The 11,936-nt window shown below is 48.6% G+C and carries 10 protein-coding genes and 1 pseudogene; 10 read left to right on the forward strand and 1 reads right to left on the reverse strand.

All coding sequences use genetic code 11. The annotated features are described in order from the left end of the window. Positions 1–93: 93 nt before the first annotated feature. The 9 genes and pseudogenes from Q6A92_RS08175 to Q6A92_RS08210 all read left to right on the forward strand — a co-directional run bounded on the left by Q6A92_RS08175 (position 94) and on the right by Q6A92_RS08210 (position 9,634). A complete protein-coding gene (locus Q6A92_RS08175; protein ID WP_274399450.1) occupies positions 94–594 on the forward strand; it encodes an Lrp/AsnC family transcriptional regulator in 501 nt (166 codons plus the stop codon). Then, positions 594–1,769: an aminotransferase gene (locus Q6A92_RS08180; protein ID WP_274399452.1), complete on the forward strand. Its 1,176-nt coding sequence runs from the start codon at positions 594–596 to the stop codon at positions 1,767–1,769. Before Q6A92_RS08175 ends, Q6A92_RS08180 begins: the two co-directional genes overlap by 1 nt. Positions 1,770–2,100: 331 nt before the next feature. Continuing rightward, a complete protein-coding gene (gene htpG, locus Q6A92_RS08185) occupies positions 2,101–3,984 on the forward strand; it encodes a molecular chaperone HtpG (protein WP_274399454.1) in 1,884 nt (627 codons plus the stop codon). Between the two features lie 113 nt (positions 3,985–4,097). Continuing rightward, a complete protein-coding gene (locus tag Q6A92_RS08190) occupies positions 4,098–4,781 on the forward strand; it encodes a YjjG family noncanonical pyrimidine nucleotidase (protein WP_274399456.1) in 684 nt (227 codons plus the stop codon). Between the two features lie 115 nt (positions 4,782–4,896). Next, positions 4,897–5,778 (forward strand): fumarylacetoacetate hydrolase family protein, encoded by an 882-nt coding sequence (locus tag Q6A92_RS08195; protein WP_332237661.1) that lies wholly within the window; start codon positions 4,897–4,899, stop codon positions 5,776–5,778. A gap of 241 nt (positions 5,779–6,019) precedes the next feature. Continuing rightward, the gene (locus Q6A92_RS08200; protein WP_274399459.1) at positions 6,020–6,370 is read left to right on the forward strand and encodes a DUF805 domain-containing protein; all 351 of its coding nucleotides are present in this window, start codon (positions 6,020–6,022) and stop codon (positions 6,368–6,370) included. A gap of 432 nt (positions 6,371–6,802) precedes the next feature. Continuing rightward, positions 6,803–7,540: pseudogene (locus Q6A92_RS08205) on the forward strand (fructosamine kinase family protein); the annotation flags it as partial. Between the two features lie 34 nt (positions 7,541–7,574). After that, positions 7,575–7,643 carry a hypothetical protein gene (locus Q6A92_RS20275; RefSeq protein WP_443029706.1) on the forward strand — a complete coding sequence of 23 codons (69 nt, stop codon included), beginning with the start codon at positions 7,575–7,577 and terminating at the stop codon, positions 7,641–7,643. A gap of 221 nt (positions 7,644–7,864) precedes the next feature. After that, positions 7,865–9,634 (forward strand): type I restriction-modification system subunit M/S, encoded by a 1,770-nt coding sequence (locus Q6A92_RS08210; RefSeq protein WP_274399463.1) that lies wholly within the window; start codon positions 7,865–7,867, stop codon positions 9,632–9,634. A 312-nt stretch (positions 9,635–9,946) separates the two neighbouring features. Here the strand turns inward: Q6A92_RS08210 and Q6A92_RS08215 are convergent, their stop codons facing one another. Further along, positions 9,947–10,432 (reverse strand): glutathione peroxidase, encoded by a 486-nt coding sequence (locus Q6A92_RS08215; protein WP_332237665.1) that lies wholly within the window; start codon positions 10,430–10,432, stop codon positions 9,947–9,949. Positions 10,433–10,811: 379 nt separating this feature from the next. Between Q6A92_RS08215 and Q6A92_RS08220 the strand changes: the two genes are divergently transcribed. Then, a complete protein-coding gene (locus Q6A92_RS08220; RefSeq protein WP_332237667.1) occupies positions 10,812–11,018 on the forward strand; it encodes a hypothetical protein in 207 nt (68 codons plus the stop codon). Positions 11,019–11,936: the final 918 nt, after the last annotated feature.

Here is an 11,936-nt window from a genome sequence, read left to right on the forward strand (position 1 = left end):
CGCCGATGACAGTTTTCACTGCAGGCCCGAAGTTATATAATAGCTGTAACGTTTCTGTTAATTGAAGATGTGAAGCGAGAGAGGGGAGATTCGATGAAACTGACTGCGACCGAGGTCGAGATTGCGGAAATTCTGGAAAAAGATGCTCGTCTGACCAATGAAGATCTGGCTAAAATGACAAATCTGAGTATAGATCAAACCAGCGCCATCGTAAAAAAACTGGAGGAAGAAAACGTCATTGTCCGTTATGTATCGCTTGTAGACTGGACAAAAATCGACGGGCACCAGGGAGTCACCGCCATGATCGATGTCAAGGTGACGCCCAAGCGGGATGTCGGATTCAGCAATGTTGCGGAAAGGATCTATCGCTACAGAGAGGTCAAATCGGTCTATCTCATGTCGGGAACTTATGATCTTTCTGTCGTTGTCGAAGGACAATCGGTTAATGAGGTCGCTCATTTCGTCACTCAGAAGCTTTCGACCATCGACGGTGTCATTTCGACCACGACACATTTTGTCCTGAAGAAATACAAACATGACGGAACAATCTATGATCAGAGCGATAACGATAAAAGAATTGTGGTGTCGCCGTAATGGAACTGAAGACCACTTACCTTGCGCAGCATGTAAGAGAGCTGAAGCCTTCCGGTATCCGCAAATTTTTTGATGCCACGGCAGGGATGAGCGGCGTCATTTCACTCGGCGTTGGCGAGCCTGATTTTGTAACGCCCTGGAATGTCAGAGAAGCAGCCATTCTTTCGCTTGAAGACGGTTACACGTCTTACACGGCCAACGCCGGTCTGCCGGAATTGAGAGAAGAAATCGCGAAGTATATGGAAAGAGACTTCTGTGTGGCTTATAATCCGGAGTCTGAGATTACCGTTACCGTCGGCGCAAGCGAAGCGATTGACATAGCGCTCAGGGCGATTCTCGATCCCGGCGACGAAGTGCTGGTTGTCGAGCCGTGCTTTGTCTCCTATGCTCCGCTCGTGACGCTTGCCGGAGGCGTCCCGGTTATTGTACCGGCTCTGAAGGAGAATGACTTTAAAGTCCGCGCCTGGCAGCTGGAGAAAGCCGTCACGGAGCGAACGAAAGCGATTATGATCTGCTCTCCGAACAATCCGACCGGAGCGATGCTGAGCAAAGCGGAAATGGAACAGATTGCCGATGTCGCTAAAAAACACGATTTACTGATTCTTTCCGACGAAATTTATGCCGAACTGGTTTACGACGAACTTTATACCAGTTTTGCGGCCATCGAGGGCATGCGCGAACAGACGATCTTGGTCAGCGGTTTCTCCAAAGACCTGGCGATGACCGGATGGCGGCTCGGCTTTGTCTGCGCGCCGGCGGAGATCATGGAAGGCATGCTGAAAATCCATCAGTACGCGATCATGTGTGCTTCGACGATGGCGCAGTATGCCGGCATCGAAGGGCTGAAAAACGGCAGAAAAGACGTTGCCGAGATGAGGAAAAGCTACAGGCAGCGCCGTAATTTCATCGTTCGTTCCCTGAACGAAATGGGTCTTGCCTGCCACAATCCGGAAGGGGCCTTTTATACTTTTCCTTCCATCGAATCAACCGGATTCAGCTCCGAACAGTTTGCGAAAAAACTGCTGCAGGCTGAAAAAGTCGTCGTTGTTCCGGGGAATGCCTTCGGTTCGGGCGGTGAAGGCTATGTTCGATGTTCCTATGCCACATCTATGGCACAGCTTCAGGAAGCAATGACGCGGATGCGCCGATTTGTAGAAAATCTGTCGGACAACTAAACGCAAGAGACACATTAAATCGGCCCGAGTAAAAATGACGCTTTTACCCGGGCCTTTTTCATGGTGTGCACGGGTCATGAACAAACAGACCGGCGAAGCGAACCGCACTTAGAATCCGCTCAATAAAGCAGTGCCTCTTAACTGTAACCGTTTCAAAGAGAGGCTGCACGCAGCATGTTATGAATAAGCGATGCCTTCATGGATTTGACAAATCCGCCGTAATGAGCTATAAAAATATTGTTAGCACTCGTACAACCTGAGTGCTAATCTTAGTCTGGAATTTGTGAAAGGGCTACATAAAGAAAAGATAGGGCTGAAAGGGGAAATTTTCTTGGCAACGAAGGAATTTAAAGCAGAATCAAAAAAACTGCTTGATATGATGATCCATTCAATCTACTCGCAGAAGGAAATCTTTTTAAGAGAAATCATTTCGAACGCCAGCGATGCGATCGACAAAATCTATTACAAGGCTTTGACCGATGACTCGCTGAACTTTGAGAAGGACAATTATTACATCCGGATCACGCCGGACAAGGACAAGCGGATACTGACGATTTCCGATACAGGGATCGGCATGACAGAGGAAGAATTGGAGAACAACCTGGGAACGATTGCGCAGAGCGGTTCGTTAAATTTTAAAAACGATAACAAGGCGAAGGACGGACACGATATCATCGGCCAGTTCGGTGTCGGATTCTATTCGGCCTTTATGGTCGCCGATGTCGTCACCGTCGTCAGCAAAGCGCTCGGCAGCGATCAGGCGTACAAATGGGAATCCAAGGGGGCGGACGGCTATTCGATCGAACCTTGTGAAAAAGAGACGGTGGGAACGGATATCATTTTAAAGCTGAAAGAAAACAGTGAAGATGAAAACTATGACGAGTTTCTTGAAGAATACCGTCTGAAGTCCATTATCAAGAAATATTCCGATTTTATCCGTTACCCGATCAAAATGGAAGTCACGGAAAGCAAGCCGAAAAAAGATAACGACAAGGAATCCGAAGAGGTCAAAGAAGTACAGACGATCAACAGCATGGTGCCGATCTGGCGCAAAAACAAGAATGAGTTAAAAGATGAAGATTACGAGAACTTCTACAATGAAAAGCATTACGGCTATGACAAACCGCTTAAGTATATCAACATCCAGGCTGACGGCATCGTCCGTTATCATGCGATTCTCTATATTCCGGAAAATATTCCGTTCGACTACTACTCAAAAGAATACGAGAAAGGGCTCGAGCTGTATTCCAACGGCGTACTGATCATGGAGAAGTGTGCCGATCTCCTGCCCGATTATTTCAGCTTCGTCAAAGGGCTGGTGGATTCGGAAGATCTGTCGCTGAACATTTCAAGAGAAATCCTTCAGCAGGACAAACAGCTTCAGCTGATTGCCAAAAATATTAAGCATAAAATTCAGAAAGAGCTGGAAAAGCTGCTGAAAGAAGATCGGGAAAAATACGAGACCTTCTACAAATCATTCGGCCGCCAGTTGAAATACGGCGTCTATATGGATTACGGCAGCCATAAAGACGAACTCCAGGATCTGCTGCTGTTCTATTCGTCGAAGGAAAAGAAAATGGTCACGCTCGATGAATACGTATCGCGCATGCCCGAAGAACAAAAGTATATTTACTACGCCGTCGGCGAATCGAATGAAAAAATCGGAAAACTGCCGCAGACGGAACTCGTTGCCGATAAGGGCTATGAGATTCTCTACTTTACCGACGATGTCGATGAATTCTCGATTAAAATGCTGAATGCATATAAAGAAAAATCGTTCAAATCGGTATCCAGCAGCGATCTCGGCATTGAAGACGACACGGACAAAAAGCAGGATCAGACAGAGGAGAAGGAAGACAAGGCGCTGTTTGATAAAATGAAAGATGTTCTGGCCAGCCAGGTCAAAGAGGTCCGTGCATCGAAGCGTCTGAAAACTCATCCGGTCTGCTTCGCCACGGAAGGCGAGGTCTCTATCGAGATGGAAAAAGTGCTCAATGCGATGCCGAACAACGAAAATATCAAAGCGGACAAGATTCTTGAAATCAACACGCACCACGACGTTTTCAAAGCGCTCAAAGCGGCATATACGCTTGATGACAAGGAAAAATTCAATCTGTACACCAATCTGCTGTATAATCAGGCGCTGCTTGTCGAAGGGCTTCCGGTTCAGGACCCGGTCGCTTTCACAAATGACATCTGCAAACTGATGGCGTGAATCAGTCAAGCAGACGGAGGACCCTGCCTTTTACAAAACGGCGGGGTCTTTTGCTATAAAGATGAGGCACTGATCAGTGTCATAGGCAGAACAATCAAACGGGGAGATAACTTTTGAAAAAATACCGGACTTTATTTTTCGATGTCGACGATACCCTGCTGGATTTCCGTGCAGCAGAAAACCAGGCGCTGAAAAAGTTTTTCAGAGAACAAAAGATTCCATTTACATCACAAGTCCAAGCCGACTATCAAAAACTAAATCGGAATCTCTGGAAGGCCTATGAAGAGGGGAAAATAGACCGGGACGAGGTGGTCAACACACGCTTTTCGCGTTTGCTGAGTACATACGGCCAAAAGGTTGACGGGACCTTGATGGAAAAGAATTACCGCCGCTGTCTGGAGGAAGGGCATCAGCGTATACCCGGAGCCCTGGAGCTGATTTCACATCTGCGGAATCGTTACGATCTATATATTGTCACAAACGGCGTTTCCAAAACTCAGAATAAACGTCTGCGCGATTCAGGTTTACTGCCGCTGTTTAAGAAGATTTTTTCTTCAGAGGCCGCAGGCTTTCAAAAGCCGATGAGGCAGTACTTCGATTACGTTTTTGCGCGCATCCCCGGTTTCTCGGCCGATCAGGGGCTGATGATCGGGGATTCGATCAGCTCGGACATTAAAGGCGGGCAGCTTGCCGGACTGGACACCTGTTGGTTCAACCCGGAAATGAAATCCAATCTCACGGCCTTTGTTCCGACTTATCAAATCCAGCAGCTTGATGAATTGGATCGAATTTTATAGGAACGCTCAACCCTGTCATTCTGCCTTAGAAGGCCGCCGCTGCCGCATCGCTGTCACCGGAAAAAGTACAATGCGGATCGTTTTAAAAAATCATTCTGAAAGAAGTGCTGCCATCATGAAACTTCTCCAATTTGTCGAACAAAATCAGATCCTGTTAGGGGTAAAAACAGAACCGGGAATTCTGAATGTGAGAAAAGCCGCGGACCATCTCGGAAGTGATGTGCCTGTCAGTCTTGATCAACTCTTCTCACAGGGTGAAAACGGAATAGAAAAACTTCGTGATTTCGTAAGCCGTATCAATCGGAAAGAGACAAACGATTTTTTTATCCCGGAAGAAAGCATTGAATTCGCGCCCGCCGTCGCTCATCCTGAAAAAATTATCTGCGTCGGTTTGAATTATCTGAATCATGCTAAAGAAGCGAACATGGATATTCCGACATCTCCGATCCTTTTCAGTAAATTCAATAATACACTGGCGGCGCATGTTGGTATGATTCCAATTCCCGATATGGCAAAAAAGATCGATTATGAAGCGGAGCTCGTCATCGTTATCGGAAAAACAGCGGAAAAAGTGTCCAAAGAACAGGCGCTGTCCTATGTCTTCGGCTATACTGCGGGCAATGATCTGTCGGCCCGCGATCTGCAATTCAAGACAGGGCAATGGTTATTGGGAAAGAGTCCGGACGGTTTTGCACCTGTGGGTCCGTATATTGCAACAGGTGATGAACTTGATCCGCAAAATCTGACGATCGAATGCAGAGTGAACGGGGACCTTCGCCAGCAGGCGAATACCCGGGATATGATCTTTGACTGTGCGGCCTTGATCAGCTACATCTCGCAGACGATAACGCTGAAACCAGGCGACATCATTTTTACCGGAACGCCTGACGGAGTCATTCTCGGCTACCCTGAAGCCAAACAGGAATGGTTAAAATCCGGCGATGAAGTGGCCGTTTCCATCGAGCACATTGCTGAACTGAAAAACAGGCTTTTCTGATTTGAAAGACAGGGTATGAATGACGGCGGAGCGGCAGAGCAGCCGTCATTTTTTTTACGGAAGGCCCTGCTCTTGTGAAGAATTCCGTCCATTCCTTTATGGGGCGGTGACCGGCGAAATTTAGGTTATTATGTCGATTTATTTTTTAACAAAATTGTTAAATATTGATTGATTAATTTTGTGAGAATAATAGACTGAATAGTGTATCGCGCCATAATTTTTTAAAGGAGGCCATTCTTCTATGCACTGGTATCTTGATGTGATCAAGAATTATGTCGGTTTTAGCGGCAGGGCGACCCGGACGGAATTCTGGGTGTTTGCACTGATCAATGCCATTGTGTTATTGATTGCGACGCTGCTCGATTATTTGCTTGGCAGCCGCAGGTTAATCTACTATTTGTACTCGTTAGCCGTTTTTCTGCCTTCTCTCGCGGTATCCATACGGCGGCTTCACGATATCGGCCGGACGGGATGGTGGATACTTATCGGAGTGATTCCGATTCTTGGATGGATTGTCCTGCTTGTTTATGATTGCACGGACAGCCAGGACAAAGAGAATGTATACGGCCCTTATCCCAAAGCCAGTTTGTAAGGGACTCAGTGAAAACAAGCGCAGATGGATATTTTTCAGAAATCAGAAATCATTTATTTTTTAATACGTGCTGTTTTTTGAATCGCTCTAATATCCATATTTGAACAGCATTCAGGCCGTGGAATGGACACCGTCCAGTTCATACAAAACGACGGAGTTGTTCCCATTTAAGACGGACGCCCATTAAAATTCCGGGACGGTTATTCAGCCGTCCCGGAACTTTTGTATTTTCCGGTTTTTGCCAATTGCAGATCTGCACAAACAAGCAAAAGGAAAGTCCGGCACAGGGTAGAGAAGGGTGATCAATCAACAAAAAACCAATGAAGACAGCAGCAGATCCGCCGGACTTGGATCGGGCATCGGCCCGCAGAAAGATTATAATAGTAGATAAAGCCTGTGCGGCTGATTGATCCACGGAAAGGAAGGTTCGGCATGCTCTCTGAAACATGGCTCCAATCGCTGCCTCTTTCGCCGATCGACAGGATTGTGCCGCTTTCCGGAGGAGATATCAATGACGCCTACGCCATTGAATCCGGAAAGCGGCACTATTTTTTAAAAGTTCATACGCACGTGCCGGACAATTTTTTCGTTCCCGAGGCAGCAGGACTGAAATTAATCGCCCGATCCGCCCGTACGCCTCATGTGATCGATTTCGGGGAAATCGCTGCCGATGATTTTCTGCTTCTTGAATGGATTCCGGCCGGGCATTTTCATAATGAACGAAAACTGGGAGAAGATCTGGCTCATGTGCACAGACAAACGTCTTCTTCGTTCAGATTCGATTTCAATAATTATGCCGGCCAGCTGCCGCAATATAATCATCGCGAACAGGATTGGACGACGTTTTACCTGAAATGGCGGCTCGCCCCGCAAATTGAGATAGCCAAAAAACGCGGCCGCTGGAATTCGCGCAGACAGGAAAACTATGAAAAACTGGCGGAGCGCTTCGCCCGGACTTACCGGGAGCTCGATGTCGTACCCGGTCTGCTGCACGGCGATCTTTGGGGAGGCAACGTCATGTACGCCGAAAACGGTGAGCCGGTGCTGATCGATCCCAGTGTCTTTTACGGCAACCGGGAAATGGACCTCGCGATGACCAGGCTGTTCGGCGGTTTCGGCGACAGCTTTTACCGCGCCTATAACGCCGCCTATCCGCTCGATCCCGGATGGGAAGAAACGCGTTCCCTGGTATCAGCTTTACTATCTGCTCTGTCATTTAAACATGTTTGGAGAAGGTTACGGGGCTGCGGTGGACCGGGCACTTGAACGGTAACGCGGGATCTCCTGCACCGGGACATGGAGATATTATGGGCAGATTGCCCCGCTCATTCTGAATGCATTGGGGCCGGCCGTACATTTGAAATCAAAAGGAACATATATACGTATAGATTAAGCAGGGCTGATTAAATAGTTATATAAAACTATTTACAATCGGCCGGCGAAGAGGTATAACATGAATAGTTAAAAGAAACTATTCAAGAGGTGATCGCTTAAATGAAACTCGATGAGACGCTTGAGAGGGGCATCGACGTTTTAAGCGGCCTATTTGCACCGGAAAAAGGACTGTTTACAGTGACCCTTTACCTGGGAGTCTGTGCCATCGCCGTTCAGCAGCACGGAATCGATATACACGATATTTCTCCCCAAAAAGGTTTTGGGAAGATGACTCCGGATACGGACAAATGGGCCGCTTTTTTTGAAAGAAAAGGGCAGGCCGATCCGTTCGAAAAGCTGGCTCCGCTGATCCGGAAACTGGATCTTGCCGCGCTGACCGCCGACGAACTGACCGGCGCTTTTTACAGACAGGCCGGCAGGATGAAGCATCTCTCGATCACACCTCCCGAAATCAATCGGCTAATCGCTGCCGCGCTGGATCTGGAACATGCCGCGGCCGTCTATGACGGGACGTGCGGGTTCGGCGGATCGCTGCTCGGCCTGGCCGGAAAGAATACCGATGCCGTTTTTTACGGTCAGGACATCAATCCGGAATCGGTTGCACTGGCCGATCTGTTCCTGACGCTGCGCCGTGTCCGTCACCGGATGGCATTGGGCGACGCTTTGCTCGAGCCGGCTTTCTTTGAAGGGACGGCGCTGAAAAAATTCGACTGCGTCGTCATCGATCCGCCGATCGGCCTGAAAACGGCCCGGGATCCGAAAGAAGCGGCACACGGCCGCTTTTCGCCGCTGGACAGAAAAATGGGCCGGCTCGATTTTTATTTCATGCTCAGTGCCGTAGAACGAAGCCGGGGGAAAACGGCGATCGTGTCCGGAAGCGGACCGCTGATCCGGTCGGTTGCTTCAGAGCAGAAAGTGCGCCGTTATCTCCTCTCACAGCTGACGGCAGTCATCCGGCTCCCGGCCGGACTTTACGCGGCGTCGTCAGCCAGAACCCATCTGCTGCTGTTCGACCGGCAAAAGAAGAACGACCGGGTTCTGATGATCGACGCCGGCCGGTTCAGTGAGGGCCGGCTGCGCGACAAGAAACTGTCCGAGAACGGCATTCAGAAAATCCTGTCGGTGCTGCGGTCGCCAAAAAACGAAGATGGCTTCAGCCGGATCGTCACGCATGAGGAAATGAAAGAAAACGGCGATTCCTGGAATGTCGAAAAATACATCACAGAACCCATTTTCCAATCGAAACATTTCGGGGCCATCCGCTGGAACCCTGAGAAGCTTCGATTGATTAAAACCGTACCCGTACAGGATCTATGCACGTTGATTAAAGGCTACAATCTTTCAGCGAAGAATGCGGAGGCGGAGGATGGCATAAAAATCCTGCGGCTGAACGACATTGATTCGGAAGGGCGCATCCATTTGCCGTCAATCGCCGGATTTTCCGTAGACGGAAACCTGAGCCGCCATAAGCTGCAAAAGGGCGATGTCATCCTCGTCGCCAAGGGCACTAAACAAAAAATTGCCGTCTTTGAAAGTGACGAGCCCGTTTATCTTTCAATCAACCTGATGGCACTCCGGCCGAAAACGATTCATCCCTATTTCATCAAGGCCTATCTCGAAAGTCCGCTGGGCGAACACTATCTGGCGGACAGCCTGTCCGGAACCGTCCTGCCGGTTCTGACCGCAAAGAATCTCGGACGGCTGCCGGTGCCCGAAGACCTGATCGCCCAGGCGGATGCGATCGGGAGATATTACGAACGGGTGAGAAGAGATTATTTCAAGAAGCTGGACGAACTGCAGAAGGATTATTGGAACCGGCTGATTCAGCTGGATAAACAGATGAGCCCCGATCTGTGGGAAAAAAATTAAGTATTCACATGAAATGTTCAAGCAGCGCACACCGATTCCAAAAAATTAAAGGTAAGATAAACATGTTCTTCTCCGCAGGAAAAAAGAACAGACATCCCATATCTTAATATGAACAGCAAAGACCGGCTGACGGCACAGCTTATGACTGTTCACATCATCGGCTAACAAGCATAGAGTGTTAAACCGGATACGGCGAGACAGATGATTGGCCCGGATCACAGGTTTATTGGCCGAACGGATCAATTTTTTATATGAATAGACGGATCACGGATCAATTTTCAAAAAAATAATCGAGTGATCCGCCGCGGAACGTCACGCGTTTGTTTCATCCTTTAGCAGTGCCTGAATGTCGCTTTCGATTTCCTCGGGTTTTGTCCGCGATCCGTAGTAACGGATTGCTTTCCCGTCGCGATTGATCAGGAATTTGTTGAAATTCCAGGTAATCTTTTTGGCGCCTGTCTCGTTCAGCAAGTATCGGAAGAGCGGGTTGATGTCGTTTCCCTTCATCTTCGATTTCCTGAAGAGCGGGAAAGTGACGCCGTAATTCAACTTGCAGAATTCAGCCGTTTTTTCGGCGTCGGCAAATTCCTGGTTCAGAAAACTGTCGCTTGGAAAGCCGAGCACTGAGAAACCCCGATCCCGATAACTTTCATAGAGCTTCTCCAATCCTTCATATTGAGGCGTGAATCCGCATTTGCTGGCGGTATTGACAATCAGCAGCACCTGATTATGATAATCGGCAAGAGAAAGACTGCCACTGCCTGTTAACTTCGGAAAAGAAAAATTATAGATGAACATCGTTCACCCTTCTTTCGGATTCTGATTGATTCTAAGTCTAGCGGACGAAGACGGAATCTGCAAAGAATGTGCATTTTCACTGGGCGGTTTGAAATCTGAAAGGGGCGGGCAGGTTCAGATCAGGGAATGAACTCATTTAAGGGCCCGGGTTCAAAATTGAAGAACGGCGAACCGTCATTTTATCGCTGGGCGATTAAGCGGCGGCAAGCTACAATTGAAGGCGGTTACGTGATATAGTTACATTAGAACAGAAGCATGACAGGCCTGGCCGAAAAGTCCGGATCAGATGAAACAGAGAATTCTGTTTTACTGAAGGCCTGATGTTACGGCATTCACTTCCCATTGCCTTGCGAATTCTCAATAAGGATGATGATAAAGAATGGATAGGAAAAATGAATTCAGAGAAATCATCGACCGGCTGAGCGAACATGAGAAAAAGAGCCTGATGGACAGCAGCCCTGAAGAAGTAGCTAAGAGATGGGGAAAAATGTATAAGGTGCCGATAGAGCAAAGCAATTTTTTCCTGAATAACCTGTTCTTTAAACGATCATTCACCGATAACGACACGGACAGTACAAAAAAATAATATACACGGCAAATCACTGCGCTGTCATTTTATCCGATTGCACGTATTGCCCGAGGATACCAGGAAAGAGATCCAACGGCTCCGCGAGCAGTCATTTTAGCTGATGGCGCGTATTGCCCGACCGGAACGGCATGCAGGAAACCGGCAAAATGCGGCGCAGCTTGATGCAATTCGGCGATACGCCGCCGTTCAATCACAGGGCTTACGATCGACGGACGTATCGCGGAAAAATTGTACGGCGGTGCCCGCTGAGATAGATATCGGTCGCAAAGGGGAGCTGCTTTGATTCTGCACAATCTCCTGCGGCAAAAATACGGTGCGACTTTGACCCGATTTGGTGCGAGTCATGCCTCATTCGGTGCGACTGCAAAATTTCGGTGCGACCTCAGCTTGATTCGGTGCGACTTTGACCCGATTTGGTGCGACCTCAGCCTGATTCGGTGCGACTTTGGCCCGATTCGGCGCGACTTTGGCCCGATTCGGCGCGAGTCATGCCTCATTCGGCGCAACTGCAAAATTTCGGTGCGACCTCAGCTTGATTCGGTGCGACTTTGGCCCGATTCGGCGCGAGTCATGCCTCATTCGGTGCGACTGCAAAATTTCGGTGCGACTTTGACCCGATTTGGTGCGAGTCATGCCTCATTCGGTGCGACTGCAAAATTTCGGTGCGACTTTGGCCCGATTTGGTGCAAGTCATGCCTCATTCGGTGCGACTGCAAAATTTCGGTGCGACCTCAGCCTCATTCGGCGCAACTGCTAAAATGCGGCACGGTTCCAGCTTGATTCGGATTGTCCCGAAGCGTTGGGGACAATCCGTATTTTGCGTCAGCACTGATCGAACCGAACATGCGGGATAAATAAAGCAGCCCCGCCAAACCGCCGGACCACAGCTTTTCAACGATTCATAGCAGAGCTCTG

The organism is Sporolactobacillus sp. KGMB 08714 (genome assembly GCF_036598985.1).
In the GTDB taxonomy this organism is placed as follows: Bacteria; Bacillota; Bacilli; order Bacillales; family Sporolactobacillaceae; genus Sporolactobacillus.